Annotated in this window: 25 protein-coding genes; 14 read left to right on the top strand and 11 right to left on the bottom strand. The window is 71.1% G+C overall.

What is annotated here, in order from left to right; genetic code table 11:
* The first annotated feature begins 382 nt into the window (after window positions 1–382).
* Window positions 383–1,060 carry a heme oxygenase (biliverdin-producing) gene (locus ACIQRL_RS02820; protein ID WP_401328034.1) on the top strand — a complete coding sequence of 226 codons (678 nt, stop codon included), beginning with the start codon at window positions 383–385 and terminating at the stop codon, window positions 1,058–1,060.
* Window positions 1,061–1,666: 606 nt separating this feature from the next.
* Here the strand turns inward: ACIQRL_RS02820 and ACIQRL_RS02825 are convergent.
* On the bottom strand, window positions 1,667–2,311 hold the full coding sequence (locus ACIQRL_RS02825) for a PhzF family phenazine biosynthesis protein (RefSeq protein WP_401326124.1): 645 nt from the start codon (window positions 2,309–2,311) through the stop codon (window positions 1,667–1,669).
* A 515-nt stretch (window positions 2,312–2,826) separates the two neighbouring features.
* Between ACIQRL_RS02825 and efeO the strand changes: the two genes are divergently transcribed.
* Genes efeO through ACIQRL_RS02845 form a run of 4 tightly spaced genes read left to right on the top strand, consistent with a single transcriptional unit; the run spans window position 2,827 to window position 7,198 of the window.
* The gene (efeO, locus tag ACIQRL_RS02830; protein WP_401326127.1) at window positions 2,827–3,963 is read left to right on the top strand and encodes an iron uptake system protein EfeO; all 1,137 of its coding nucleotides are present in this window, start codon (window positions 2,827–2,829) and stop codon (window positions 3,961–3,963) included.
* 10 nt (window positions 3,964–3,973) lie between these two features.
* A complete protein-coding gene (gene efeB, locus ACIQRL_RS02835; protein WP_401326130.1) occupies window positions 3,974–5,320 on the top strand; it encodes an iron uptake transporter deferrochelatase/peroxidase subunit in 1,347 nt (448 codons plus the stop codon).
* 2 nt (window positions 5,321–5,322) lie between these two features.
* Window positions 5,323–6,198 (top strand): iron uptake transporter permease EfeU, encoded by an 876-nt coding sequence (efeU, locus tag ACIQRL_RS02840; protein ID WP_401326133.1) that lies wholly within the window; start codon window positions 5,323–5,325, stop codon window positions 6,196–6,198.
* Window positions 6,155–7,198, top strand: a complete 1,044-nt coding sequence (locus tag ACIQRL_RS02845) for a hypothetical protein (RefSeq protein ID WP_401326136.1) — start codon at window positions 6,155–6,157, stop codon at window positions 7,196–7,198. The genes efeU and ACIQRL_RS02845 overlap by 44 nt, the downstream gene beginning before the upstream one ends.
* A 136-nt stretch (window positions 7,199–7,334) precedes the next feature.
* Here the strand turns inward: ACIQRL_RS02845 and ACIQRL_RS02850 are convergent, their stop codons facing one another.
* Window positions 7,335–8,069 (bottom strand): bifunctional DNA primase/polymerase, encoded by a 735-nt coding sequence (locus ACIQRL_RS02850; RefSeq protein ID WP_401326139.1) that lies wholly within the window; start codon window positions 8,067–8,069, stop codon window positions 7,335–7,337.
* Between the two features lie 378 nt (window positions 8,070–8,447).
* Here ACIQRL_RS02850 and ddaH point away from each other — a divergent pair, with 378 nt between their 5' ends.
* Window positions 8,448–9,269: a dimethylargininase gene (gene ddaH / locus ACIQRL_RS02855; protein WP_401326142.1), complete on the top strand. Its 822-nt coding sequence runs from the start codon at window positions 8,448–8,450 to the stop codon at window positions 9,267–9,269.
* Between the two features lie 9 nt (window positions 9,270–9,278).
* Here the strand turns inward: ddaH and ACIQRL_RS02860 are convergent, their stop codons facing one another.
* The 3 genes from ACIQRL_RS02860 to ACIQRL_RS02870 all read right to left on the bottom strand — a co-directional run bounded on the left by ACIQRL_RS02860 (window position 9,279) and on the right by ACIQRL_RS02870 (window position 13,349).
* Window positions 9,279–10,274 (bottom strand): small ribosomal subunit Rsm22 family protein, encoded by a 996-nt coding sequence (locus ACIQRL_RS02860; protein WP_401326145.1) that lies wholly within the window; start codon window positions 10,272–10,274, stop codon window positions 9,279–9,281.
* A gap of 499 nt (window positions 10,275–10,773) precedes the next feature.
* Complete coding sequence (locus ACIQRL_RS02865; protein WP_401326148.1) at window positions 10,774–11,943, bottom strand: serine hydrolase domain-containing protein; 1,170 nt, start codon at window positions 11,941–11,943, stop codon at window positions 10,774–10,776.
* Complete coding sequence (locus ACIQRL_RS02870) at window positions 11,901–13,349, bottom strand: multidrug effflux MFS transporter (protein ID WP_401326151.1); 1,449 nt, start codon at window positions 13,347–13,349, stop codon at window positions 11,901–11,903. Before ACIQRL_RS02870 ends, ACIQRL_RS02865 begins: the two co-directional genes overlap by 43 nt.
* Window positions 13,350–13,428: 79 nt before the next feature.
* Here ACIQRL_RS02870 and ACIQRL_RS02875 point away from each other — a divergent pair, with 79 nt between their 5' ends.
* On the top strand, window positions 13,429–14,439 hold the full coding sequence (locus tag ACIQRL_RS02875; RefSeq protein ID WP_401326154.1) for a Gfo/Idh/MocA family protein: 1,011 nt from the start codon (window positions 13,429–13,431) through the stop codon (window positions 14,437–14,439).
* A 40-nt stretch (window positions 14,440–14,479) separates the two neighbouring features.
* Window positions 14,480–15,355 (top strand): SDR family oxidoreductase, encoded by an 876-nt coding sequence (locus tag ACIQRL_RS02880; protein WP_401326157.1) that lies wholly within the window; start codon window positions 14,480–14,482, stop codon window positions 15,353–15,355.
* Window positions 15,356–15,625: 270 nt separating this feature from the next.
* On the opposite strand, the gene ACIQRL_RS02885 is transcribed toward ACIQRL_RS02880, so the two are convergent.
* Entirely contained in the window at window positions 15,626–16,840 is a 1,215-nt protein-coding gene (locus ACIQRL_RS02885; RefSeq protein WP_401326159.1) for a D-alanyl-D-alanine carboxypeptidase family protein, read from the bottom strand.
* Between the two features lie 359 nt (window positions 16,841–17,199).
* Here ACIQRL_RS02885 and ACIQRL_RS02890 point away from each other — a divergent pair, with 359 nt between their 5' ends.
* Together ACIQRL_RS02890 and ACIQRL_RS02895 are read left to right on the top strand one after the other, a co-directional pair.
* Window positions 17,200–18,672, top strand: a complete 1,473-nt coding sequence (locus tag ACIQRL_RS02890; RefSeq protein ID WP_401326161.1) for an ABC transporter permease — start codon at window positions 17,200–17,202, stop codon at window positions 18,670–18,672.
* Window positions 18,673–18,764: 92 nt separating this feature from the next.
* Window positions 18,765–19,502, top strand: a complete 738-nt coding sequence (locus ACIQRL_RS02895) for an ABC transporter ATP-binding protein (RefSeq protein WP_401326163.1) — start codon at window positions 18,765–18,767, stop codon at window positions 19,500–19,502.
* A gap of 144 nt (window positions 19,503–19,646) precedes the next feature.
* On the opposite strand, the gene ACIQRL_RS02900 is transcribed toward ACIQRL_RS02895, so the two are convergent.
* Window positions 19,647–20,636, bottom strand: a complete 990-nt coding sequence (locus ACIQRL_RS02900) for an aldo/keto reductase (protein WP_401326166.1) — start codon at window positions 20,634–20,636, stop codon at window positions 19,647–19,649.
* Window positions 20,637–20,724: 88 nt separating this feature from the next.
* Window positions 20,725–21,051 (bottom strand): nuclear transport factor 2 family protein, encoded by a 327-nt coding sequence (locus ACIQRL_RS02905; RefSeq protein WP_401326169.1) that lies wholly within the window; start codon window positions 21,049–21,051, stop codon window positions 20,725–20,727.
* Window positions 21,052–21,183: 132 nt separating this feature from the next.
* Between ACIQRL_RS02905 and ACIQRL_RS02910 the strand changes: the two genes are divergently transcribed.
* The 4 genes from ACIQRL_RS02910 (at window position 21,184) to ACIQRL_RS02925 (ending at window position 24,341) form a co-directional block, all read left to right on the top strand.
* Window positions 21,184–21,729 (top strand): DoxX family protein, encoded by a 546-nt coding sequence (locus ACIQRL_RS02910; RefSeq protein WP_401326172.1) that lies wholly within the window; start codon window positions 21,184–21,186, stop codon window positions 21,727–21,729.
* 51 nt (window positions 21,730–21,780) lie between these two features.
* Complete coding sequence (locus tag ACIQRL_RS02915) at window positions 21,781–22,182, top strand: MazG-like family protein (protein WP_401326175.1); 402 nt, start codon at window positions 21,781–21,783, stop codon at window positions 22,180–22,182.
* 185 nt (window positions 22,183–22,367) lie between these two features.
* A complete protein-coding gene (locus ACIQRL_RS02920; protein WP_401328037.1) occupies window positions 22,368–23,720 on the top strand; it encodes a hypothetical protein in 1,353 nt (450 codons plus the stop codon).
* 495 nt (window positions 23,721–24,215) lie between these two features.
* On the top strand, window positions 24,216–24,341 hold the full coding sequence (locus tag ACIQRL_RS02925) for a hypothetical protein (protein ID WP_401326178.1): 126 nt from the start codon (window positions 24,216–24,218) through the stop codon (window positions 24,339–24,341).
* On the opposite strand, the gene ACIQRL_RS02930 is transcribed toward ACIQRL_RS02925, so the two are convergent.
* Genes ACIQRL_RS02930 through ACIQRL_RS02940 form a run of 3 tightly spaced genes read right to left on the bottom strand, consistent with a single transcriptional unit; the run spans window position 24,338 to window position 25,529 of the window.
* Window positions 24,338–25,012 (bottom strand): pentapeptide repeat-containing protein, encoded by a 675-nt coding sequence (locus ACIQRL_RS02930; RefSeq protein ID WP_401326181.1) that lies wholly within the window; start codon window positions 25,010–25,012, stop codon window positions 24,338–24,340. The two genes, ACIQRL_RS02925 and ACIQRL_RS02930, sit on opposite strands and share 4 nt — an antisense overlap.
* Window positions 25,009–25,293 carry a hypothetical protein gene (locus ACIQRL_RS02935; protein WP_401326183.1) on the bottom strand — a complete coding sequence of 95 codons (285 nt, stop codon included), beginning with the start codon at window positions 25,291–25,293 and terminating at the stop codon, window positions 25,009–25,011. Before ACIQRL_RS02935 ends, ACIQRL_RS02930 begins: the two co-directional genes overlap by 4 nt.
* A complete protein-coding gene (locus ACIQRL_RS02940; protein ID WP_401326186.1) occupies window positions 25,290–25,529 on the bottom strand; it encodes a hypothetical protein in 240 nt (79 codons plus the stop codon). The genes ACIQRL_RS02935 and ACIQRL_RS02940 overlap by 4 nt, the downstream gene beginning before the upstream one ends.
* Between the last annotated feature and the right edge of the window lie 99 nt (window positions 25,530–25,628).

Here is a 25,628-nt window from a genome sequence, read left to right on the forward strand (position 1 = left end):
CCCCTTTTCCAGGGCGGCCTTCGGCCGCGGAGCCCCAGGCCCACCGTCACCACCACCTGCCGCAGGCCGGCCCCGGCACCACACCTTCCGCAACGCCGGATCGCCCTGACGGTGGTCCGGCTTTCCCGCTCCCGCACGCGGGAGCGGGCATTCAACCCGGCCCTGAAGGACCGGGCACCCTGCCCGAAAGCAAGGTGGACGCGATCGGGAATCGGGGTACGGTTTTACCGACAGGATGTCGGGAAGACTGCTGACTTAGGTAAGCCTAACCATAGAAGATTTGGCCGGCCCGGCAACGGCTCCCGCCGCAGCCCGGCAACGGCTCCCGCCCTTCCTCATCGGCTCCGGAGGCCCCATGAACGCGTCGGACACGTCGGACACGATGAGCACGCCGGACACCGCGAGCACGGCGGGCACACCCTTCTCGACGCTCATCCGCACCGCGTCGCACGAGCAGCACACCGAGGCGGAGACGTCGACGTTCATGAGCGACCTGCTCGGCGGCCGGCTCGGCGTCGAGGCGTACGCGCGCTACACCGAGCAACTGTGGTTCGTGTACGAGGCGTTGGAGGCGGAGACCGGGCGACTGGCCGCCGATCCGGTGGCCGGGCCCTTCCTGCGGCCCGAACTCCTGCGCCGCACCGCTCTGGAGCGCGACCTCGCCCATCTCCGGGGCCCGGACTGGCGCGGCACGCTCACGGCGCTGCCCGCGACCCGCGCGTACGCGGACCGGGTCACGCGGTGCGCCCGCGAGTGGCCTGGTGGCTATGTCGCCCACCACTACACCCGGTACCTCGGGGACCTCTCCGGTGGCCAGATCATTCGCGGCAGGGCGGAGCAGACCTGGGGCTTCAGCCGCAAGGGCGACGGCGTCCGCTTCTATGTCTTCGAGGACATCGCCAACCCGGCCGCGTTCAAGCGGAGTTATCGCGAACTGCTGGACGGGGTCCGGGCCGACGATCTGGAGAAGCGGCGGATCGTGACGGAGTGCAAGCGGGCGTTCGCCCTGAACACCGGGGTGTTCAGGGCCCTCGGCGAGGAGTTCCCGCTGACCGCATGATCATCCGAACCCCGGGCCCGGCCCGGGGTTCACCCCTGGACGCCGCCCCGCCGCCCTCCGGGAAGGCACATGGCGTGCGGGCCGGTGGGGGCGCGCCGGCCGGTTGGGGCCGAGCCGGCCGGTGATGGCCGTGCGCCGGTGGTGGCCGTGCGCCGGTGGTGGCCGTGCGGCCAGTTGGGGCCGAGCCGGTCGGTGATGGCCGTGCGGCCAGTTGGAGCCGTGCGGGTCGATTGGGGCCGTGCCGACCGGTGGTGGCCGTGCGCGAGTGACTGGCCGCGCGGCCAGTTGGGGCCGTGCGGGTCGGTGATGGCCGCGCGGCCAGTTGGAGCCGTGCCGGCCAGTGAAGGCCGTGCGCCGGTGGTGGCCGTGCGCGAGTGATGGCCGTGCGGCCAGTTGGGGCCATGCGGGTCGGCTGGGGCCACGCCGGCCGGTGGTGGGCGGGCGGGCCGGCTGGGGCCGCGCCGGCCGGTGGTGAGCGGGCGGGCCGGCCGGTTGGGGCCGTGTGGGCGGCTTCCCCGCGCAGGTGGGCGGTGCCGTGTGGGCGGCTTCCCCGTGCACCTGGGGGGCGTGGTTTCGCGCCCCGCCCTCGTGTCCCTGGCCTGGTTCTCAGCGTTCCAGGTGGACCCGGCCGCCCACCTCGACCCAGTCGTTCGGCTGGGGGGCCGTGAGGATCTGGGACCCGGCTCCCTGGGTGATGTTGAGGGCCCGGCCGAGCTCCTGGGTCAGCAGCAGCGCCGCCGCCCCGGTGGCCTCGTCCTCCTCGATGCCGTCGTTCCGGCCGGGGAAAGCACGCGCCCGCACCCGGCCGCCGGCCTCGTCCTGCCAGGCCCAGGCGTAGATCCACTCCCCGGACGGCGGCACGGCCAGCGCGTCGACCTCGGCCGCGGACCCGTACCGCCGGAGGGTTCGCGGCGGCGCCCACTCGGCCCGTGCCTCGATCCAGCTGAACTCGCCGTCCAGCCGGACCCCCACCACACCGGCGGGTGTGACCAGCTCGGGCACGTCGAGCAGCCAGCCCACCCCGACGCACGGGTGTCCCGCGAACGGCAGCCGCAGCGTGGGGGTGTAGATGTCGATGACCCCGCGCTCGGGGTCGTCGACGAACACGGTCTCGCTGAAGCCGAGCTTCGCGGCGAACTCCTGCCGTTCCGCGCGGTCCGGCATCACCGAGCCCTCGCGCACGACACCGAGCTCATTGCCATACCCGCCGCCTGGTCCGCAGAAGACCCGCAGCACGTCGTAGTCAGTCACTCCGGCATTCAAACACCATCCGCGCGATCGGTGCCCCGCAGGACCGGGCCACCCCTCGCGGGCACCAAGGAGTTGGCGCCCGGGAGGGGGGCGGGAAAGGGCGCACGCCGGTGACACGGTGGTCGTGGTGTCGCACGATCCGGGTCCGGCGGCGGCCTACGCGCACCGGGTCGCGCTTCTGTGCGCCGGTCGTGTCGCGACCGGCGGCCGACCGGCCGCGGCCTTCACCGAGCGACTGCCGACCGACGCCCACCGGCACCCCGTTGAGGTATCTCCCGCACCCCAGGACCGGGGCCGCGCCGATCGCCCCCAAGCGGAAGGCTTGACCTCCCCTTGACCTTTCCATGGGGCCTGTTTTGAGTCATCGTGATCAAGCCGTTCCTGTGCGACATCCATGAGAGCTGAATCACCGCACGGGTGGGTATCAGTGAGGCAAGCCTCAGATAAGTTAGGCCAGCCTCACCATGCCGAACGCGCCCCGCCGTGCGGCTTGTCCGACTTCTTTTGGAGCCTGAATGCGAGCCGTCCGACTCTCCGTCGTCACCGCTGCCGCCACCGCGGCCGCCTTGGCCGCTGTCACGGGTTGCACCCAGAAGAGCGACGCGAAGAACGGCGACGCGATTCAGGTGACGGCCAGCGACACCGCGTGCAAGGTGTCGACGAAGGAGTTCCCCGCGGGGCACGTCCAGTTCGACATCGAGAACAAGGGCTCCAAGGTCACCGAGGTCTACCTGCTGTTCCCGGACGACCGGATCGTCAGCGAGCGCGAGAACATAGGTCCCGGCACCAAGCAGCGGGTCACCGCGGAGGTGAAGGCCGGCGCCTACACGCTCGTCTGCAAGCCCGGGATGAAGGGCAAGGGCATCCGCGAGGCGGTCAAGGTCACCGGCGGGAACGTCGCCAAGCGCGACCCGCGCCTCGACAAGGCCGTCGCCGACTACCGCGCGTGGGCGCAGGGCGAGGCCGACGCCACGATCCCGAAGGTGAAGACGTTCGCCGACGCCGTCAAGGCCGGCGACCTCGAGGCCGCCAAGAAGGCGTACGCCCCCTCGCGTGTGGGCTGGGAGAGCACCGAGCCGATCGCCGAGTCGTTCGGTGACATCGACCCCAAGACCGACACCCGTGCGGACGGCCTGGAGAAGGGCCAGAAGTGGACCGGCTGGCACGCGCTGGAGAAGGCCCTCTGGCAGGACAAGCAGACCGGCGCCGAGCAGAAGGCCCTCGCCGACCAGCTCGTCACCGACCTGACCGACTGGCAGAAGCGCATCGGCAAGGCCGAGATCACCCCGACCTCCATGGCCAACGGCGCCAAGGAGCTGCTCGACGAGGTCGCCACCGGCAAGGTCACCGGTGAGGAGGACCGCTACTCGCACACCGACCTCAGCGACTTCAAGGGCAACGTCGACGGCGCGCAGAAGGCGTACGAGCTGCTCAAGCCGGTGGCCGCGGAGAACGACGCGGCACTGACGACGGAGCTCGACAAGCAGTTCACCGCGCTGAACAAGCTGCTCGACAAGTACCGGACGGACAAGACCTCGGACGGCTTCGTGTCGTACGACACGGTCGGCAAGGCCGACCGCAAGGAGCTCTCGGACGCGGTCAACGCGCTCGCCGAGCCCCTTTCCAAGCTCGCCGCCGCCGTCGTGAAGTAGGAGCTACGCCATGACGGACAACTCGAACAGCACGAACAGCACGGACACCCCGGTCGGCGCGGACAGGGCTGAGGGCAACGGCGCCACGCAGGCCACCGGGTCCACCCGCAACGGCTCCGCGCCTACCCGGCGTTCGCTGATCGGCTGGGGCGGTGCCGGGCTCGCGCTCGGTGCCGCCGCGGCCGGGGGCGCGGTCGCGATGACCCGCGCCGGCAACGACGTCGACCCGGCCGCCGCCGACACGGGCGCCGCTGTCGCCTTCCACGGAGCGCACCAGGCGGGCATCGCCACTCCGGTCCAGGACCGGCTGCACTTCGCCGCGTTCGACGTGAAGACGGACGACCGCGCCGAGTTCGTCCAGCTCCTCAAGGACTGGACGCAGGCCGCCGCCCGGATGACCGCCGGACACACGGTCGGCGAGGGCGCGTACGGCGGTCTGGCCGAGGCGCCGCCGGACGACACCGGCGAGGCCCTGGGGCTCAAGCCCTCCCGGCTGACGCTGACGATCGGCTTCGGTCCGTCGCTGTTCGGGAAGTTCGCTCTGGCGGACCGGCGGCCGGAGGCGCTCGTCGACCTCCCGGAGTTCCCCGGCGACAACCTGGACAAGGCCCGCAGCAACGGCGACCTGTGCATCCAGGCCTGCGCCGACGACCCGCAGGTGGCGGTGCACGCCATCCGCAACCTGGCCCGTATCGGCTTCGGCAAGGTCGCCATCCGCTGGTCGCAGCTCGGCTTCGGCAAGACGTCGTCGACGACCCCGGACGCGCAGACCCCGCGCAACCTGATGGGCTTCAAGGACGGCACCCGCAACATCGCGGGCACCGAGACCGCGCGGCTGGAAAAGTTCGTGTGGGCCGACGGGAAGGACGGCGGCACGAACGCGTCCTGGATGACCGGCGGTTCCTACCTCGTCGCCCGGCGCATCCGGATGAACATCGAGACGTGGGACCGTACTTCGCTCCAGGAGCAGGAGGACGTCTTCGGCCGCGACAAGGGCGAGGGCGCTCCCGCCGGCAAGGCCAAGGAGCACGACAAGCCGTTCCTGCAGGCCATGAAGCCCGACGCGCACGTCCGGCTCGCGCACCCCGACTCCAACCACGGCGTGACGATCCTGCGCCGCGGCTACTCCTTCACGGACGGCACGGACGGTCTCGGCCGCCTCGAAGCGGGCCTGTTCTTCCTCGCGTACCAGCGGGACGTGCGCGAGGGGTTCATCCCCCTGCAGCGCAGCCTGTCGCGCTCCGACGCGCTCAACGAGTACATCCAGCACGTGAGTTCGGCGGTCTTCGCCGTCCCGCCCGGCGTCCGGGACAAGGACGACTGGTGGGGCCGGACGCTGTTCTCCAAGGAGGCGTAACCGTGTTCAGCAACTACCTGATCGGTCTCCGCGAGGGACTGGAAGCCAGCCTCGTCGTCTGCATCCTCATCGCCTACCTGGTGAAGACGGAGCGCAGGGACGCCCTGAGGCCGATCTGGATCGGCATCGGCGTCGCGATCACCGTGGCGCTCGGTTTCGGCTGCGCCCTCGAATTCGGCTCCCAGGAGATGACGTTCCAGGCGCAGGAGGGGCTCGGCGGTTCGCTGTCGGTCCTGGCCGTGGGCCTGGTGACGTGGATGGTCTTCTGGATGCGGCGCACGGCCCGGCACCTGAAGTCCGAGCTGCACGGCAGGCTGGACGCGGCCCTCGCCATGGGAACGGGCGCGCTGGTCGCGACGGCGTTCCTGGCGGTCGGCCGGGAGGGCCTGGAGACGGCCCTGTTCGTGTGGGCGTCGGTGCACGCCGCCAGTGACGGCACGCCCCGCCCGCTGATCGGCGTGGCGCTGGGCCTGGCCACCGCGGTCTTCCTCGGCTGGCTCTTCTACCGTGGCGCGCTGAAGATCAACCTCGCCAAGTTCTTCACCTGGACCGGCGGCATGCTGGTCGTCGTCGCCGCGGGCGTGCTCGCGTACGGCATCCACGACCTGCAGGAGGCCGACTTCGTCCCGGGCCTGACGCATCTGGCCTTCGACATCAGCGGCACGATCGACCCGACGAGCTGGTACGGCACCCTGCTGAAGGGCGTCTTCAACTTCCAGCCCGACCCGACCGTCCTTCAGGTCACGGTGTGGGCGCTGTACTTGGTCCCGACCCTCACGATCTTCCTCGCCCCGGTAGGGTTCGCCTCCGGGAAGGGGAAGGTGAAGGCACCTGATGAGCAGGGATCGCACGGGTCGCAGCCCACGAAGGCCTCGTAGGCTCAGCCGTTTCGCGCTGGGTCGTTTCGCCCTGGGCCGTTTCGCGCTCGCGACGGCGACGGTGACCGTCCTGTCCTCGGCGGCGAGCGGCTGCGTGGTGGTGCACGGCGAGCGCGAGGTCGTACCGGCCGCGACCCGCGACGAAGCCGCCCGCGCGCTCAAGGACTTCACCGTCGCCTACAACAAGGCGGACGCGACGTACGACCGTTCCGACGACGCGGAACGGGTGGCCGGTCCGCTCGCGGCCATCGACGGCGCCAAGCTGAAGGCCGGGCACAAGAACAACCCGGCCGGGAATCCGGCGCATTCGGCGCTGGAGTTCGGCGATGCCGAGTTCTCGATCCCCGCGAAAGCGGGCTGGCCGCGCTGGTTCGTGGCGAACGCGACGGCCAACAAGGGCGCGCCGGGCAGCCGTTGGCTGCTCGTCTTCACCCGGGGCAGCGCCGACGAGCTGTGGCAGGCCTCGTACCTCACGGTCCTCGGGGCCGGTGACGTGCCGAAGTTCGTGAAGGACGGCGGCGGCTGGGCACAGCCGGTCACGGCCGACGACCCGGCGCTCGCGATCGAGCCGGAGAAGCTCGGCCAGTCGTACGCGGCCTATCTGAAGGCCGGCGGGAACGCCTTCGCCGCCGGTGTCCACACCTCGCAGTGGCGGGCCCAGCGCGAGAAGTTCGCCAGCAAGCCCGGCCTCGCCCGGCAGTACATCGACCAGCCGCTGACCTCGGGCGACTACGCGCCGGTGGGTCTGCGCACCGCGGACGGCGGGGCGCTGGTGTTCTTCGCCACGCACCGGTACGAGAAGGAGACCGCCGCCGAGGGCACCGGGATCCCTTCCCCCGGCACGGACGTGCAGGCCTTGACGACCGGCGAGATCAAGCAGTCCCTGACCCTGGAGTTCGTCTCCAACCAGGTCGTCCTGGACCCGCTGAAGGGTTCCGGCGCGGGCCAGGTGTCCGTCCTCGGACGGATCGAGGGGCTGACGGGAGCCGAGGGCGAGTAGCCCGGCGCGCAGCCGTGGATCCGGCACTCGCGCTCCCGGCACATCCGTACATCCGGCGCACGCACGCACAGCGCACTCGGTGCATCCGGCGCACGCGCTCGCCGCGCGGCCCTCACGGGCGCCGGCCGGGTGGGTCTCAGCCCCGGTGGGGCCAGGCGGCGAGCTGGTCCGCGCCGTTCTCACCGGCGTAGCGGGCGCATTCGTCGGTCAGGATCTCCAGGAGCGTGAGCGGGTCTGGCAGCGGATGCTCGGGGCCGCGCACCCAGTCGACGCTCAGACCGCCGGGCAGCTGGGCCGGCGGCACGAGGACGTACGAACCGCGGCAGTGCCAGCGGAAGCCGGGGTGCTCGTCCATCGTCTCGGGGTGGCAGTCCAGCTCGCAGGGCCACCACTCGTCCTCGTCCTCGGGCGTACCGCGGGTGAGGGTGAAGAAGAGCATGCGTCCGTCGCCGGTCTCCGCGACGGGTCCCACCTCGATGTCGGAGGCGAGCAGGCGCTCCAGCGCCTCGCGCCCGGCGTCCAGCGGCACGTCCAGGACGTCGTGCACCATGCCGGTGGCGGTGATGAAGTTCGCCTTCGGCTGGTGCCGGGCCCAGCGCTCGATCTGCGCGCGGTCGGTGGTCGACTGCGTCTGCCAGGCGAAGGAGACGGGGTGGCGCGCGGGGGTGGGGCAGCCGACGCGGTCACAGGAACAGCGGTAGCCGGACGGATACGCGGCCTGCGCGAGCGGCAGCCCCGCTGCGGCGGCGGCGAGCAGCAGGGCCTCGCGCCCGCCGGCGGATGTCTCCGCGGGGGCTTTGGGCCGGCGTCCGCGCAGCCACTTCGAGATCCTGCCCTGCGTGCCGGAGCGGCGGCCGAACTCTGCGCTCATCTATCCCCTCGCCTCGCCGTAGTGCACTCGTCCTTGCCCCATGGTCCCACCATCCTGCGCCCCGGGTGGCCGGAGCCGACAACCGGGGTAGGTGGGGCGATGCGTTCCGCTGACCCTGATCAGGTGTTATTGCATGATCTAAGGGGATTTCTTCGCCAAAGGCGGATCGTCTGATCGCCGACTCCGGCTCGGGCGTCGATGCCCTCGATCATGGTCTCCGGGTGGCCGCCCTCGCCGACCGGCGCGAGGACGGGCGGAGGGCGTCCGCCCGGCGGGGTGCGGGTTCGGTGGACACGAACCGCACGCCTCCCGCTCCGGGAGCCGCTCGCACCGCACCATGAGCAGCAACTGCCCCTGCGGTTGCGTAAGGAGTCTTCCTTGCACCCTGTTCGTCGTGTCACACCCCGGCGTTACCTCATGTGCCCACCGGTGCACTTCGACGTCACGTACGCGATCAATCCCTGGATGGACCCCGCCAAGCCGGTCGACGTGCCGCTCGCCCTCACCCAGTGGGAGGACCTGCGGGACCGCTACCGCTCCCTCGGCCACACGGTCGAGGAGCTCTCCCCCCGTCCGGGCCTGCCGGACATGGTCTACGCGGCGAACGGCGCGACGGTCGTGGACGGCCGGGTGCTGGGTGCCCGGTTCGCGTACCCGCAGCGCGAGGCGGAGGCGGAGGCGCATCTGGAGTGGTTCCGCGCCGGCGGCTTCGGGCAGATCCGCGAACCGGCGCACGTCAACGAGGGCGAGGGCGACTTCGTCGTCACGGGGTCGTATCTGCTCGCGGGCCGCGGCTTTCGCGCGAGCCCGCTCTCGCACGGGGAGGCACAGGAGTTCTTCGGCCGTCCGGTGATCGGCCTGGACCTGGTCGACCCGCGCTACTACCACCTGGACACGGCCCTCGCCGTCCTCGACGACGGCACGGACGACGTCATGTACTACCCGCCGGCGTTCTCCCCCGGCAGCCGCGAGGTCCTGCGCCGGCTGTTCCCGGACGCGCTGACCGCCACGGCCGAGGACGCCGCCGCGCTGGGCCTCAACGCGGTCTCGGACGGTCTGCACGTGCTGCTGCCGCAGGAGGCGACCGGCCTCTTCGACCCGCTCCGGGAGCGCGGCTTCGTACCCGTCGGCGTCGACCTCGGCGAGCTCCTCAAGGGCGGCGGAAGTGTGAAGTGCTGCACCCAGGAGCTGCGGGGCTGAACCGGGAGGCTACGGCGCGTCCCGGGGCGGCGGCCAGGCGTCGCCCCACTCCGCGTCGCGGGCCGCCTTGTACAGCGGGCCGTGGCGCTTGGTCACCGTCTCCCGGCGCAGCGCCTCGTCCGGCTCGCACAGGTCGAGCAGGACCTGCCCCTTGCGGATCTGCGGCTTGCGCACGATCCGGGAGGGCGCCGGGGCGGGCGGGAAGCGGGTCGCGGCGACATAGCTGAACTTCTCGTCCTCGTAGGGCAGGGAACCGCCCTTGACCTGGCGGTGCAGGGAGGAACGGGCGACCCGTGCGGAGAAGTGGCACCAGTCCTGGCCGGGGACGATGGGGCAGGCCGCGCTGTGCGGACAGGGCGCGGCGACATGGAATCCGGCGCCGATCAGCCGCTCGCGGGCGGCGAGGACCCGGGTGTAGCCGTCGGGGGTGCCGGGCTCGATGATCACGACGGCCTGGGCGGCGCTCGCGGCGGCGTCCACGACCGAGGCGCGGTCGGCGTCGGTGAGCTCGCCGAGAACGTAGGAGACGGTGACGAGATCAGTGCTCTCGATGGTGAGCGCCGCTCCGATACGAGAGCGCTGCCACGCGGCGCCCTCCAGCTCCGGGTTGGCGGCGGCGATCTCCCGGCCGAGCGCGAGGGCGGGCTCGGCCCAGTCGAGCACGGTGACGGGGCGGGTGCCCTCCCAGGTCGCGTTCACCGCCCAGGTGGCGGCGCCGGTGCCGCCGCCGACGTCCACATGGCTCCCCGGCGCCCAGCCGGGCACCGCGTCCGCGAACGCCTCCAGCGCCGCGCACACCGCCTCGAACGTCGCGGGCATCCGGTACGCGGCGTACGCGGCCACGTCCGAGCGGTCCCGGAGGATCGGGGTGTGGGTCGGGGTGGTCCCCCGGTAGTTCACGATCAGCCGCTCGACCGCCTGCGCGGCGGTTTTCGGCGGCAGACCGTCGAGGAGCCCGGCGAGGGCGCCGCGCAGGGTGTCGGCGGGGGATACGGGGACGTTCACGACCCGATTCTCTCAGGCGTCCCACACGGCCCGCGCCCACGAGACGGTCGCACGGGCGCCCCGCATCGTCCGTGCCCACAAGGCGACCTCTCCGTGCCCCCCACCGCCCGTGCCCACGAGGCGACCTCTCCGTGCCCCCCCACCGCCCGTGCCCACGAGGCGACCTCTCCGTGCCCCCCACCGCCCGTGCCCACGAGGCGACCTCTCCGTCCTCGCACCGCCCGTGCCCACGAGGCGACCTCTCCGCACCCCGCACCGCCCGCGCCTACAAGGCGACCTCTCCGTGCCCCGCGCTGCCCGTGCCCGCGAGGCGACCTCTCTGTGCCCCGCACCGCCCGTGCCCACGCGCCGTGCCCGCACCGCCCGCGCCCGCCGGGTGGCTCCCGGACACCGAGGACAATCCTCCCCGGGCCGGCGAACCCTCGACGCCCCACACCCGCCCCGCCGGGCAGGCGCTCGCTCAAGTGCCCCGCACCCGCCCCGCCGGGCAGGCGCTCGCTCAAGTGCCCCGCACCGCCCGCCGCAGCCGGGTGGCCGCTGCCGCCCGGGGCGCGTTGTCCGCCGGGCAGCGCCGGGGGTGGACCGTGTTGGCGAGCAGGACCAGGAACGTGTCCGTCGCCGGGTCAAGGACCAGGGACGTACCGGTGAACCCCGTATGGCCGGCCGCGCCGTGGCCCGCGAGGGTGCCCATGAACCAGGGCTGGTCGAGGGCGAATCCGAGGCCGGGCGGGGTGAGGAGGAGTTCGACGAAGTCGGGGCCGAGAATGCGGGCGGGACCGTACGAGCCGCCCGCGAGCAGGGTGCGGCAGAACACGGCCAGATCGCGCCCGGTGGAGAACAGGCCCGCGTGACCGGCCACCCCGCCGAGCGCCCAGGCGTTCTCGTCGTGCACCACGCCCCGCAGCATGCCCCGGTCCGCCTTGGCCCACGGCCGCCGCTGGTCCTCCGTGGCCGCCGCGCCGGGGCAGGGTCCGAAGGCGGTGGCGTTCATCCCGAGCGGGCGGGTGATGCCGTCCCGGACGAGGACGTCGAGCCCCCGGCCGGTGACGCGTTCCAGCACGTACTGCAGGAGGATCAGGTTGATGTCGGAGTAGCGGTACTCGCCCGGTTCGGACGACGGCGCCTCCGCCCGCAGCAGCGCCAGCCGGGCCGTGTCGTCCGGGCAGTCGTACAGCGGGAGTTCGGGGCGCAGCCCGGAGGTGTGGGTGAGCAACTGCCGTACGGTGATGCCGTGCTCGCGGGCCGCGCGGAACTCCGGCAGATACGCGCCGACCCGCGCCTCGATGCCCAGCGTCCCGCGCTCCAGCTGCTGCACCGCGGCGACCGCCGTGAACAGCTTGGTGAGGGAGGCCAGGTCGAAGGGCGTGTGCACGGTCACCGGCACGCGTGCTCCCGGCGGCAGTTCGACCCCGGTGCCCTTCTCCTTGTCGTAGGACGCGTAGCGCACCGCCCAGCCCGCGGCCTCCTCGACGGCGATGACCGGGCCCCGCCCCGCGACCACGACGACGCCCGCCGCCCAGGGGTCGGCGCCGCGGGTGAGGGCGCGGACCTCCTGGACGAGCTGCCGCAGTTCACCGGCGTCGAGTCCGGCCCGTTCCGGTGTGCCGGAACGCAGTCTTGGCGCGCTCAGTTCTCCGCCGCCTTTCCGTCCGCGGTGCGTCCCGTCCACCGGGGACGGCACAGTCCCACGAAGCAGGCGACGGCTACCAGTGCCGCGGCCAGTTGGACGACGGCCATCGGGACGGCGGTGTGCTCTCCGGCGATGCCGACGAGCGGTGAGGCGACCGCGCCGATGAGGAAGGAGGTGGTGCCGAGCAGCGCGGAGGCGGAACCGGCCGCGTGCCGCACGCGCATGAGGGCGAGCGCCTGCGTGTTGGGCAGGGCGAGGCCCATGGCCGACATCAGCACGAACAGCGCGGCGGCCACCGGTGCGAGCCCGACCGGGCCGAGGACGCCGGTGGACATGAGCAGCAACGCGGTCGCGGCGAGGACGACGAGCGCGAGACCGACGGCGAGGACCTTTTCGAGGGCGACCCGGCCGACCAGCAGCTTGCCGTTGATCTGCCCGGCGATCACCAGGCCGACGGAGTTGACGCCGAAGAGCAGGCTGAAGGTCTGCGGGGAGGCGCCGTAGAGCTCCTGAATCACGAACGGGGAGGCCGAGATGTAGGCGAACAGGGCGGCGAAGGTGAAGCCGCCCGCGAGCATGTACCCGGCGAAGGCGCGGTCGGCGAGCAGTCCGCGCATGGCGCGCAGTGCCTCGCCGACGCCGCCGCCGTGCCGGTCCGCCGGCTGGAGGGTCTCGGGCAGCTTCGCCCAGACTACGGCCGTCAGCGCGAGGCCTACGGCGGTGAGGACCACGAACACGCCCCGCCAGTCGGTGACGCGCAGGATCTGTCCGCCGATGAGCGGCGCGACGACCGGGGCGACACCGGAGATCAGCATGAGGGTGGAGAAGAAGCGGGCCATCGCCACGCCGTCGTAGAGGTCGCGGACGACGGCGCGGGCGATCACGATCCCGGCCGCGCCCGCGAGACCCTGGACGAGGCGGAAGGCGACGAGCAGGCCGATGCCGGGCGCGAGGGCGCACAGCACGGTGGCGACCACGTAGACGGCGAGACCGGCCAGCAACGGGCGTCTGCGGCCCCACCGGTCGCTCATCGGCCCGACGACGAGCTGCCCGAGCGCCATGCCCGCGAGACACGCGGTGAGCGTGAGCTGCACGGTGGCGGCGGGGGCGTGGAGCGATCCGGTGACCTCCGGCAGCGAGGGGAGGTACATGTCCATCGCGAGCGGGGGTGTGGCGGTGAGCCCGCCGAGGATCAGGGTGACGAGGAGTCCGGTGCGGCCCGGGGCGCCGGGGCGGTCGGCCGTCCTTGACGCGGCAGCCGGGCGGGGGGTGGGTCGTGACACGACGACGGAACGGGTGGCCGGCCGTGACGCCACGCCGGACGCCGATTCGGGTGCCGGACGCGCGGTCCCGGCGACCGACGTCGTGGTGTCGGCGGCTTCCGCGTTCGGTATGTGCCCTCGCGGGCCTTCCTGGTCCCGCGTGATGCGGCCACGCTCGGGCATGTGCCCCCCTCTCCGAAAGATGCGAGCCCTATGCTCTCAGTTCGAACAGCGTGTTCGGGTCACGGATCAAGGGGCGGGCATGACGGGCGAGCGCGAACGCGTGCGGTGGGGAATTCTTGCGACCGGCGGGATCGCCGCGGCGTTCACGGCGGATCTGGTGGACATGCCGGACGCCGAGGTGGTGGCAGTCGCCTCACGGACGGAACGCTCGGCGAAGGCGTTCGCGGAACGGTTCGGAATCCCGCGGGCGTACGGGGACTGGGCGTCCCTCGCGGCGGACGACGACGTCGACATCGTGTACGTCGCCACACCGCACTCGGCGCACCGGGTGGCCGCCGGGATGTGCCTGGAGGCGGGACGCCATGTGCTGTGCGAGAAGGCGTTCACGCTGAACGCGCGGGAGGCCGGGGAACTGGTCGCACTCGCCGGACGGCACGACCGCTTCCTGATGGAGGCCATGTGGATGTACTGCAATCCGCTGGTCGGACGGCTGAAGGCGCTCGTCGACGACGGTGTGATCGGTGAAGTGCGCACGGTGCAGGCCGACTTCGGTCTCGCGGGGCCGTTCCCGCCCTCGCACCGGCTGCGGGACCCCGCGCAGGGCGGCGGTGCGCTGCTCGATCTCGGCGTCTATCCGGTGTCGTTCGCGCAGCTCCTGCTCGGGGAGCCCTCGGACATCGTCGCGAGAGCGGTGCTCTCCGACGAGGGCGTCGATCTCCAGACGGGTGCACTGCTCTCCTGGGAGAGCGGCGCTCTCGCTTCGGTGCACTGCTCCATCAACGGCGGCACTCCCGTCGCCGCCTCCGTCACCGGCTCCGCGGGCCGCATCGACATCCCGGACGGCTTCTTCTTCCCGGACCACTTCGTCCTGCACCGCGACGGCCGCGAGCCGGAGGTCTTCCGCGCCGACCCCGCGTCGGGCCCCCGCAACAGCCTCAAGCACGAGGCCGCCGAGGTGATGCGGGCCCTGCGCGCCGGCGAGACCGAGTCCCCGCTCGTCCCGCTCGACGGCACCCTCGCCGTGATGCGCACGCTCGACACGATCAGGGACCGCATCGGCGTCCGCTACCCCGGCGAGGCGAACGCATAGGACGGGCCTCGCCGGTCCCCCTCGCCTACGCTGCGGGCCCATGAACGCCAAGAACGCCAAGAACGCCAAGAATCCCCCGGGTTCCGCGGGTTCCGCGGGTTCCGCGGGTTCCGCGGGTTCCGCAGGTTCCGCAGGTTCCGCAGGTCCCCCGCACCCCTCGCATCCCCCGGAGACGAAGATCGCGGTGGTGACCGGGGCGGGCTCCGGCATCGGCCGCGCGGTGGCCGCCGAACTGCTGCGCTCCGGCTGGTCGGTGGCGCTCGCCGGACGCCGGGCCGAGACCCTCCAGGAGACGGCGGCCCTCGTGCCCGAGGGGCCCTCGATCGTCGTCCGCACGGATGTGTCGCGCCCCGACGAGGTGGCGGCCCTGTTCGCCGCCGTGCACGGCCGGTTCGGGCGGCTCGACCTGCTGTTCAACAACGCCGGGACGTTCGGTCCCGGCGGTGTGCCGCTCGAAGAACTGCCGTACGACGCCTGGCGGCACGTCGTCGACACCAATCTGAACGGCGCGTTCCTGTGCGCCCAGGCGGCGTACCGGCAGATGAAGGACCAGGACCCGCAGGGCGGCCGGATCATCAACAACGGCTCGATCTCGGCACACACACCCCGCCCGCTGTCGATCGCTTACACCGCGACCAAGCACGCGCTGACGGGCCTGACCAAGTCGCTGTCCCTGGACGGGCGTCCGTATCGGATCGCCTGCGGGCAGATCGACATCGGCAACGCGGCCACCGACATGACCGAGCGGATGCGGACCGGGACACTCCAGGCCAATGGCGAACTGGCGGTCGAACCGGTGATGGATGTGGCCGATGTGGCGCGCACGGTACGGCACATGGCCGAGCTGCCGCTGGAGGCGAACGTGCAGTTCGCGACGGTACTGGCCACGGCCATGCCCTACGTCGGACGCGGCTGATACATACGTGGGGCAGCGGCTCGCGGTTCATCAAGAACGGGTAAACGACTCAATCCACACAAACGGAAGCTGAATCTCCGGACCATATAAGCCGTTGGTGCGCTTATGCTCAGCATCTCCCCCATCAGAGCTTCACACTTGGAGCACGAGACTTCGGTACGACCACGGTCCACACCGAGGGGGGAGGTGGCAGTCGCTCCGCGGCCCGGGTGGGGGCCGACCTCGCGCGGGACCGCGAGGCGTGCACCGGACCGCGGAGCGACAGCCCCGTCATCGGCGCCGACGCCGGCCTTTCGCCTCGGCCGGCCGCTCGGCCGCTTCCTCGGATTCCTCGACTTCCCCGGCGGCCCTGCGTCCGCGCCTGCGCAGCGCGAGCGCGCCGCCCGCGAGGAGCGCGACCGCCGCCCCGGCTCCGCCGACCAGTCCCCACGGCGTACCGTCCGCCGTCGTGGTTCCGGCCTCGGCCGGAGCGCCCGCCGCGCCCTTCGCGGCCTTCCGCGTGGGTGCCGCGCTCGCGCCGCCCGCGCTCAGCGGATCGACCAGCGTGCCGACCGGCCCGGCGTGCGCACCCTTCCCGAAACCCCAGTCGAGGAGCTGGGCCGTCTCCTCGTAGACCCCGCTGCCGCCGCTCTTCGGGTGCATCACCGTGACGAGCAGGGTCCGCCCGTCACGGGTCGCCGCGCCGGTGAAGGTGTTGCCGGCGTGACTGGTGTAGCCGTTCTTCACCCCGATCAGGCCGTCGTACGGCCGCACGCCCCAGGCGCCGGTCAGCAGACGGTCGGTGTTCTGGATCTGGAAGGTCTTCTTGCCTCCGGCCGGGAAGTCCGCGGTCCTGGTCGAGCAATAGCCGCGGAAGTCGGCGTCCGCGAGACCGCGCCGGGCGAAGAGCGTCAGGTCGTACGCGGACGAGAGCTGGCCCGGGTGGTCGAAGCCGTCGGGGCTGACCACATGGGTGTCCAGGGCCTGCAGGTCCTTCGCCAGGGCCTGCATCTCGGCGACCGTGGGCGCGATGCCGCCGTTCATGTGGCTCAGCACGTGGACGGCGTCGTTGCCGGAGCGCAGGAAGACGCCCTGCCAGAGCTGCTCGACGGTGTAGGTGATGCCGGGCTTCACCCCGACCATGCTGGAGCCCGAGGGGACGTCGGCGAGGTCCGCGTCGACCACCTTGTACGTCTGGGCGCGCTCGAACTTCTTCAGCACGGCGTCCGCGAAGAGCATCTTCAGGGTGGAGGCGGGCGGCAGACGCAGATGCGCGTTGTACGAGGCGAGCACCTCGCCGCTCGTGTGGTCCGCGACCAGCCAGGAGCGGGCGGTGAGCCGCTTGGGCAGCCCCGGCCCGCCGCTCACCTGGATCCCGGCGCGGGCCAGTCTCGCGCCCCCGATCGTCGTCGTGGCGTACGCGGTCGTGGCCGTCGCGGCGGCGAGGGGTACGGCGGCGGCGAGGCCCAGAGCGGCACGCCGGGAGAGCCCGGAAGAATCACGCATCCCGGGACCGTACAAAGTCTCTTCGTGAGCGTTGACAGCGGGGTGTCAAAGAGAAGGAACGCCGATTCCAAAGCGGGGGCAAAACAGGGCGCGAGGGTGCGGGCCCACCCCGTCGGCACCGTCCGCCGTCCCACCGGGAGACGCGCGTGAGGCGGGCCCGCCGATCTCCACCGGGGCCACTCAACAGGCGTTTCCTGGCAATCAGCCCTTGAAAGCCTGGGAACGGGCTGTCTGACCCAATATTGATTCCGAGGTCCGGATTCTCAGCCCTCGCACATCTCTTACTCAGCTCGGCTCAAAGGTTCCTTCATAGCTTGTGGCCGCGCCCACAGGGGCGCCAAGAACCTTTGAGGAACGGGATGTTTGGCATCTATCTCAAGCGTGAGCTGAGCCGGCGCAAGAAGGCGGCGCTGGTGATCGCCCTGGGTCTGGCGCTCGGTATCGCGCTGGTCATCACCGTCAACTCGGTGTCGGCCGGCATGCAGCAGGCCCAGGACAAAGTCCTGAAATCGCTGTACGGGCTCGGCACGGACATGACGGTCACCAAGGCCCAGACGGCGCCGACGGGCAACTCCTCGGGCCGCCCGAAGTTCGATTTCAACGCGAAGTCGGACAGCAGCACGACACAGAGCTCGGACCGGGTGATGACCCAGGGCGGACAGTCCCTGAAGTCCTCGCTCGTCACCGAGGTCGCCGCGCAGAAGGGCGTGGCGAGCGCGGTGGGCGCGCTGAGCCTGAACGTCACCAAGGTCAACGGCTCCTTCACCCAGGGCAAGGCGAAGTCCACGACGTCGGGTTCCGGCCAGCAGGGCGGACCCAACGGCCAGAGCGGCGGCGGCAGCACCGGCGCGCCCCAGGTGCAGGGCGGCGGCGCCTCCTTCGACGTGAACTCGTACTCCGTCGCGGGCGTCGACGTGACCCACCAGGACCTCGGCCCGCTGGCCACCTCGAAGATCACCACGGGTAAGACGTTCACGGCCGCGCAGACCTCCGCGAAGGTCGCGGTGCTCAGCAAGTCGTACGCCAAGCAGAACAAGTACACGGTCGGCAAGACCTTCAAGATCTCCGGCACCAAGTACACGGTCATCGGTATCGCGACGCCCGACAGCAGCGAGTCGACCACCGACGTCTACCTGCCGCTGAAGCAGGCCCAGACGCTCGGTGACGCGAAGAACAAGGTCACGACGATCTACGTCAAGGCGACCGACTCGAAGCAGATCGCCACCGTCAAGACGGCCATCCAGAAGAACATCTCCGGGACGACGGTCACCACCTCCGCCGACCTCGCCTCCACCGTCTCCGGCTCGCTGTCCACCGCCTCGAACCTCGCGACGAGCGTCGGCAAGTGGCTGTCCATCGCGGTCCTGATCGCCGCGTTCCTGGTCGCGGCGCTGCTCACCTCCTCCGCGGTCTCCCGCCGGGTGCGCGAGTTCGGCACCCTGAAGGCGCTCGGCTGGCCGTCCCGCAAGGTCACCCGGCAGGTCGTCGGCGAGTCGATCGTGAACGGACTGCTGGGCGGTGTGCTCGGTATCGCGCTGGGCCTCGGCGCTGCCTACACCGTCACCGCGATCAGCCCGAAGCTGACGGCGGAGCTCGGCTCCACCGGCGGCGGTGGCGGCATGGGCGGCGGCCCCGGTGGCGGCGGCCCCGGCCAGCAGGCGGCCTCCGCGGCCAAGAACACCATCGACATCGCCCTCACCGCGCCGGTCTCGGTGACCACCATCGCGCTCGCCGCGGGCCTGGCCATCACCGGCGGTCTCATCGCCGGCGCGATGGGCGGCTGGCGCGCCTCCCGGATGCGCCCGGCGGACGCGCTCCGCAGCGTCTCCTGACCCGCCCCCGGGCCACACCCCTTGAGCCGGGGGCGCCGCGTCCACTCCCCCCGGGCCGCGGCGCCCCCTCCCCTTCATCCTCGGAGAACCTCATGTACAAGCTCACCGGCGTCACCAAGCGCTACACGCGGGGCAAGGAGACGGTCGAGGCGCTGCGCGGCGTCGACCTGACCATCGAGGACGGCGACCAGCTCGTCATCCAGGGCCCCACCGGCGGCGGCAAGTCGACGCTGCTCCAGATGATCGGCGGCCTCGACCGGCCGACCTCGGGCAGTGTCGAGCTGGACGGCGTGGACCTCGCCTCCATCAGCGAGGCCAAGCTGACCCGGCTGCGGGCCGAGAAGATCGGCATCATCTTCCAGTCGTTCAACCTGATCCCGACGCTGAACGCGCAGGAGAACGTCGAGACCGCCCTCGTCCCCCTCGGGGTGAAGCCCGCCGACCGGCGCGAGCGGGCCGCCGAGGCGCTCCGGTCGGTCGGCCTCGGCGAACGGCTCACGCACGTCCCGACCGAGCTGTCCGGCGGTCAGCAGCAGCGGGTCGCCATCGCGCGGGCACTGGTCAAGAAGCCGAAGGTTCTGCTCGCCGACGAGCCGACCGGCAACCTCGACGAAGGCACCCGGGACGACATCATGGGCCTGCTCGAAGGGCTGTGGCACGAGTACGGGCTGACCTTCATCATGGTCACCCACGACTCGTCCATCGCCCGCCGCGCGCCGCGCCTCGCGACCATCAAGGCCGGGCAGATCAGCCTGACCGAGCAGGGCGGCGCCCGCCGGTCCGCCCCCGGACAGGCCGACCACCTTCAGCTCTCCGGGCAGGGGCAGTAGGGGCAGCAGCCGTACGCGCCCGAGCAGTTGACGCCGGAGCGGTACGGCGCGGCCCAGGGCCACTGAGCTCCGCGGCGGCTTCGCCGCCCGACCCGCCCCATGTCCGCCTCCCGCGTCTCCCGGGCACCCGGGCATCTGGGCCGCTCACCGTCCGAGCACGCCGTCGACCTCGGTCGACTGCGCGGAGGTGAGCGGCCCCTTGGCGATTGCGCCCGCGTTCTCCTCGGCCTGGGCGACCGAGCGGAAGCCCGGGATCGGCACGGTCCGCGGACTGCGGGCCCACAGCCAGGCGAGGGCGCCCTGCGCGAGGGTGCGCCCGCCGCTGGTGAGGATCTCCTTGAGCGCGTCCACCCGGGCGAGCCACGCCGGGTCGGCACCCTCGCCGGTGAAGCCCTGCAGCCAGGCGGGCGGCGCGTTGCGGATGTCCCCCGCTTCGAGGGCGCGCCCCGCCCCATGCCTGCCGGTCAGCAACCCCATGGCCAGCGGGGAGCGGTTGATGCTCGCGAGCCCCGACTCCTCGCAGAGGGCGACGAGTTCGGGCGCGTCCTGCAGGACGTTCAACCGGTGCTGCACCGACGCGCAGTGCTCGCCCGCCGCGAAGACCGCCGCCCGTCCGGGGTCGTCGGTGCTCCACCCGTATGCCCGGATCAGCCCCTCCCGTACGAACTCCTCGCACGTGTCGCGGAGTTCGGCGGCACGCTCCGGGTCGGCGTCGGAGAGGTGCAGCTGGTACAGGTCGATCCAGTCGGTGCCCAGGCGCCGGAGGGAGGCGGTGAGCGCGCGGCGGGCGTACGCCGGGGAGTCGTCGCTGCCGGTGAGCAGCCGCCGTTCCTCGTCGACGACGTTGCCCCACTTGGTGGCGACGACCACATCGGCCCGCCGCTTGCCGAGCGCCCGCGCGAGCATCCGCTCACTGTGCCCGGTGCCGTACGCGTCGGCCGTATCGAAGAACGTCACGCCGAGGTCGAGGGCACGCCGGACGGCCCGTACGGACTCCTCGTCGTCGACCTTGCCCCAGCCCAGCGGCTGCCCGTCCGGCGCCGACCACTCTCCGCCGATGGCCCAGCAGCCGAAGCCGAGAGCGCTCACGTCGATACCGCTGCTTCCCAGGGTCCTGTTCCCGGTGCTTTCCATGCCTGCGCACACTAGGAGTTGGAGTGCGTACGAAGGCAAGACGACGGGGCCGGGGCCCGGCGCTCATGCCTCGCCGGGTGGCGGGCGGCTACGCCTGGCCGGTCTCGAAGCGGCTGATCCTGCCGCCTTCGTCGACGATGAAGCTCCACTTCGTCTTCATCTCGCCCCAGGTGTCGTTGTGGTACCGCACGACGAGGGAACGCCCGCCGTTGGACTCGTTGTCGACGTCCATGTGGCCGCGGGAGGAGAAGATCTCCCGGTCGGTCCAGTCGTCGAGGTCACGGTCGGAGCCGTCGTCGGACATGGTGGCGCCGGGCGCCAGAAGCGCCTCGAAGGCGCTCCGGTCGTGGGCGTTCACCGCGGAGACGAAGGCCCGGACGGCCGGGTCGCTGAGCTTCGCTACCTGGATGGTCATGGGAGCCAGACTCACACCGGTCCCCGGTGCCCGCCACCCGAACGGCTGCGCGGGCACGCCGGGCCGGGCCCATCGGTGCGACGGTGGACACCCGGGAGGGAACCGTTGCCGCCGTCTGCTCTGGGAGTCACCATGACCTGTTTCGACCGGCGTGATCTGGGACTGCTGATGCTCCGTCTGAGCACGGGCGGCGTACTGGTCGCGCACGGAACGCAGAAGCTGTTCGGCTGGTTCGGCGGAGGCGGCATCGAGGGCACCGGCGCGGCCATGGAGGCCATGGGCTATTCGCCGGGGAAGGCGAGCGCCCGGGCGGCGGGCCTCGCGGAGGCGGGCGGCGGCGCGCTGCTGGCGCTGGGGCTCGCGACACCCGCGGCCGGCGCCGCGGCGGCGGGCGCGATGGCGGGCGCGGCGGCGGTGCACGTACCGAACGGGTTCTTCGCAATGAACGGCGGATACGAGTACACGGCGTCGCTCGGCCTCGCGGCGGCGGGCCTCGCGGTGACGGGTCCGGGCCGGATCTCCCTGGACCATCTGATGGGCCACGCGGTGAACCGCGGCTGGATGGTGCCGATCGCCCTCGGTACGACGGCGGCGGTCACCGCCGTCGTCGTGGGCGCCCGGAACAAGCGGGTGCGCAAGGCGCGGGAGGGCAAGCAGGAAACCCTGTTCGAGGAGTAGCGGTCCCGACGGGCAGGAGTCGGCCCCGCGGACGTGGGGGAGGCTGGCCCCATGACTGACCACGCCGAGGACGCCCCGGCCGAGCGCATCGCCGAGGACGACCTCTGGGACACGATCGACCGGCTGCACACCTGGCTGGACGCCAACCGGGCGCACGGCGGCCGGGAAGGCCTGCTGCTGCGTGTGCTGAAGCTGTCGGAGGAGGTCGGCGAGGTCGCCCAGGCGATGATCGGCGCGACGGGCCAGAACCCGCGCAAGGGCGTGAGCCACACCTGGGACGACGTCGGATCGGAGCTGTGCGACGTCGTGATCACGGCGATGGTGGCGCTGCGCACGCTCGCGCCGGACGCGCGCGAGGTCTTCACCGCCCACCTGGCATCCGTCGCCGACCGCTCGCTCGGCCCGGCAACGGCTCCGGTTCCGGCTCCGGCTCCGGCGCCCCCAACTCCCTGACGAGAAAAGGGACCTCGGCGGACCATTCGGCACCATGCCTGCGGTGACCGGAAGTGTTCACTCCGCGGATGCGTACGCGCGGTGCGGAGTTGGCGATCACAGCTCAGCCTTCTCGTCGACGCAGAGCCGACGAAAGGGTCCCCGTGCAGGACTACGTTTTCACCACAGGCCGCAGGACAGTCGCCATGATCGGTGGGGTGCTGACGCTCACGGCCGTGGGTCTGGGAAGCCAGGCACAGGCGGCGAGTTACGGCACGCCGAGCCTTTCGCTGTCGGCCACGTATCTGTCGGGCGCGGTGGGCGCGACCGGCGACCCGGCCGTGAACGTGACCGTCGCGCAGAGCGGGGCCGACGCCGCCGCGCTCACCGTCACGGTGAGCAAGAGCAGCAAGACCGCCGTGGCGACCACGGCGGATGTCAGCGTCACCGGCACGGGCGCCACCCGCAAGGTCGTCGTCGCCGCGCGCGCCGAGGGCTACACCGACCTCACCGTGAAGGTGACCGGCGTAGACGGCCAGACGGCCACCAAGACGCTGCACTACGCCGCGTCGGCCGCCGTCCAATACGCCTCCGACAGCCGGTACTTCACCGGTTCCAGCGACGCCTCGGCGGCCGTCGACGCGGGCGGCGGCTACACGGTCGTCGCGGACGACGAGTCCAACGTCCTGCGCCTGTACGACCGTTCGGCGTCGGGCGCTCCGGTCAAGACCTGGGACTTCTCCTCGAACATCGGCGCCTCCAAGGAGATCGACATCGAGGCCGCCACCCGCGTCGGCAACACGATCTACTGGACGGGCTCGCTCGGCAACAACAAGGACGGCGAGTACAAGGCGGACCGCAACACGGTCTTCACCACGACGGTGACCGGCTCCGGCGCCTCGACCGTCCTGACGTACGGCCGTTCGTACAAGAAGCTGCGGGACAACCTCGTCTCCTGGGACAAGGCGAACAACAACCGCTACGGCTTCGCGGCCGGCACCGCGGACGGCGAGATCCCGAAGGAGATCAACGGGTTCAACGTGGAGGGCCTGGAGTTCGCGCCGGGCTCGACGACCACGGCCTACGTCGGCTTCCGCGCCCCGCTGGCCCCCGCGGTGGCCGGCGGCAAGGCCCTCATCGTGCCGGTCACCAACTTCGACAAGGTGCTGAGCAGCGGCACGGCGGCCACCTTCGGCACACCGATCGAACTCGACCTCGGCGGTCTGGCGATCCGTGACATCCGCAAGAACGCCTCGAACCAGTATCTGATCGTGGCCGGTTCCTGGGCCGCCGACGACAACTCGGACCCGTACGCCCTCTACTCCTGGGACGGCGACCCGGCGCACGCGCCGGTCAAGCGCCTGGACCTGCCGACCTCGGACCCCGGCGGCTGGGAGGCGATCGTCGACGTCCCCGACCTCACCGTGTCCGGCGCCCGCGCCCAACTGATCACCGACGACGGCTCCGCCGATCTGTACGGCGACGGCACGGAGGCCAAGGACCTCACCCACAACGAGTGGAAGAAGTCCCGCGCCACCTGGTTCACGGTCACGAACTGACCCTGCGGGAACCGGGCCTCATGGCGCCCGGACGGCGGCCCGCACCCCGACCGACGGCCGGGGTGCGGGCCGCCACGCGTCCACGCTGCGGGCTGCGGGCTGCGGGCTGCGGGCTGCGGGCTGCGGGCTGCGGGCTGCGGCATGGACGGAAGCACAGCCGCCGGAGTTCAGGGGAGGCGAGCCGGAGTTCTCCCGAGGGCGCCATGTTGAAGTGGTCGCGCATCAGTTTTTGCGTTCTCGTGACTGCCTTCGACTGCTCTCCACTGCTCACTGGGCAGTGCGGAAACAGATGCTGCGGGGCATCGGGAGCGAGTCCTGTCGGCGGCTGGTGATCTCCGACCATCGTGACACCTTCGGGAGTCTCACCACAGGAATGACAGGGCAATCCCTGCATGGCTTCAGACTGAGTCGAAGTCACTTCTGCACCGGTCGCGCTTGCTGACTCACCCGCGTGCGGCCCCGATGGTCGGGTGCGAGCCAGTAGGTAACGCGCTGGTGAGCATCACCGAGGCGAAAGCACAGCTCGCGGAGCTTGCCGCCCAGGTGGCGGGAGTGCGGTGCGTCGAGCGTGGTGGGCTGCTCGGCAAGGCCAGGGCTGCTGTCATCGGCGCGGGAAACTAACCAGCAAGACTCCGCTCTCGAAGCCACTGAAGTTCGGCGAGTTGCTTCTCGAACGTCTTCGAGCCCTGGGAAGCGACAGCGACCATGGAGTCGAAAGGCGTGAGATCGAAATCCCTGAAGTACGCCTTTGCGAGGTCCGGCGGGTCCGGGAGCGAAAGCGCCGTGTCCCGATCCGCGCGACGCAGGAGGAAATGCCTGTTCTCATCCCTGCGCACCAGTTCTCCCGGCACCGCACGAATCGTAGCGTCGGCGAACACGGCATCCCGGACGTCCAAGGCCCAGTCGACATCACGGTAGAAGTTGGCCATCCCATCCGAGAAGGCTGCGAACATCTCTGCCCCGGGCGACCGGACAGGACCGGCGAAGAGGAACTGACCGATCTTCCCCCGCAGTGTCACGTTGCGGAATACGCACCCGGAGATGGAGCTGTTACTCAGCTTCGCCTCATCCACCGTGACGTTCTCCAGCCTTACGCCCGCCATTGTGCACGCGCTGAAGGAGCAGTTCTGCAGGATCGAGTCCCGCACCACCAGGCCGAATGACGGGTCGTCATGCTGCGCCAGCACAGAACTGGTGAACTTGACGCGCCTCAGATCGAGATCGCTGAAGACCCGCCCGCTGCCGTACTGGCGCAGACGCCCAAATGAGGACCCTTCATTGGCGTCGGTCATTCGCCGGCTCCACCAAAGATCTTTGCAATGTCCGCACCCCTGAGCGTCGGATACGTCATGAGCTGATCCTGGTGCTCATAGCAGTCCCGACCCATGTGCTCGGCGATGGATGTCTTCCTGGCTCCAGTCACGTCCACATTGTACGAGTCGCCGATCACGAAGTCCGGCTGCTTCTTGCCGGGTTCGGACGTGCCGAGGTGGGTGATGTTGCTGTCGGCAAGCACCTCCGGATCTGGCGCATACGAGCCGACCCGTATGCGCCAGCCATTCTCCGATCTCACCAGCCCAGCAGGTTGGGCAATTCATCGATGTATGGCGCGTAGTCGGGCTCTTCCTCAGCGATACCGCCGAGTACACGCCTGAACTCCTGACGCTCCGCTTCGTTCATCAAATTCAGGTCAGATGCGATGTTCTCAAGCCCTTGAGAAGCAACGTCGCGATCGATCTCATCGGCTGATGAATGATCGAGCAACAAAAGGGCAGAGAGCACGGCCCTTGCAAGATAGCTTTCAATCACTAATTTGCCTGCCTTGTGACGATGGTCGTAATACCCCAGCTATCCAACAGCCTGCGAGCGTCGTCGGCAGCTGCCTGCGTGGGAAATGCATAAACTGGC

Source organism: Streptomyces sp. NPDC091209, assembly GCF_044757755.1.
Taxonomy (GTDB): Bacteria; Actinomycetota; Actinomycetes; order Streptomycetales; family Streptomycetaceae; genus Streptomyces.

Coding starts and splice junctions, on each gene's coding strand:
- efeO (WP_401326127.1), top strand. CDS start 2,827: ATGCGAGCCGTCCGACTCTCCGTCGTCACCGCTGCCGCCACCGCGGCC.
- ACIQRL_RS02870 (WP_401326151.1), bottom strand. CDS start 13,349: ATGCCCGAGCGTGGCCGCATCACGCGGGACCAGGAAGGCCCGCGAGGG.
- ACIQRL_RS02915 (WP_401326175.1), top strand. CDS start 21,781: ATGACTGACCACGCCGAGGACGCCCCGGCCGAGCGCATCGCCGAGGAC.
- ACIQRL_RS02850 (WP_401326139.1), bottom strand. CDS start 8,069: ATGAGCGCAGAGTTCGGCCGCCGCTCCGGCACGCAGGGCAGGATCTCG.
- ACIQRL_RS02900 (WP_401326166.1), bottom strand. CDS start 20,636: ATGGAAAGCACCGGGAACAGGACCCTGGGAAGCAGCGGTATCGACGTG.
- ACIQRL_RS02875 (WP_401326154.1), top strand. CDS start 13,429: ATGACGGGCGAGCGCGAACGCGTGCGGTGGGGAATTCTTGCGACCGGC.
- ACIQRL_RS02820 (WP_401328034.1), top strand. CDS start 383: ATGAGCACGCCGGACACCGCGAGCACGGCGGGCACACCCTTCTCGACG.
- ACIQRL_RS02845 (WP_401326136.1), top strand. CDS start 6,155: ATGAGCAGGGATCGCACGGGTCGCAGCCCACGAAGGCCTCGTAGGCTC.
- ACIQRL_RS02885 (WP_401326159.1), bottom strand. CDS start 16,840: ATGCGTGATTCTTCCGGGCTCTCCCGGCGTGCCGCTCTGGGCCTCGCC.
- ACIQRL_RS02880 (WP_401326157.1), top strand. CDS start 14,480: ATGAACGCCAAGAACGCCAAGAACGCCAAGAATCCCCCGGGTTCCGCG.
- ACIQRL_RS02890 (WP_401326161.1), top strand. CDS start 17,200: ATGTTTGGCATCTATCTCAAGCGTGAGCTGAGCCGGCGCAAGAAGGCG.
- ACIQRL_RS02895 (WP_401326163.1), top strand. CDS start 18,765: ATGTACAAGCTCACCGGCGTCACCAAGCGCTACACGCGGGGCAAGGAG.
- efeB (WP_401326130.1), top strand. CDS start 3,974: ATGACGGACAACTCGAACAGCACGAACAGCACGGACACCCCGGTCGGC.
- ACIQRL_RS02910 (WP_401326172.1), top strand. CDS start 21,184: ATGACCTGTTTCGACCGGCGTGATCTGGGACTGCTGATGCTCCGTCTG.
- ACIQRL_RS02905 (WP_401326169.1), bottom strand. CDS start 21,051: ATGACCATCCAGGTAGCGAAGCTCAGCGACCCGGCCGTCCGGGCCTTC.
- ACIQRL_RS02920 (WP_401328037.1), top strand. CDS start 22,368: ATGATCGGTGGGGTGCTGACGCTCACGGCCGTGGGTCTGGGAAGCCAG.
- ACIQRL_RS02930 (WP_401326181.1), bottom strand. CDS start 25,012: ATGACCGACGCCAATGAAGGGTCCTCATTTGGGCGTCTGCGCCAGTAC.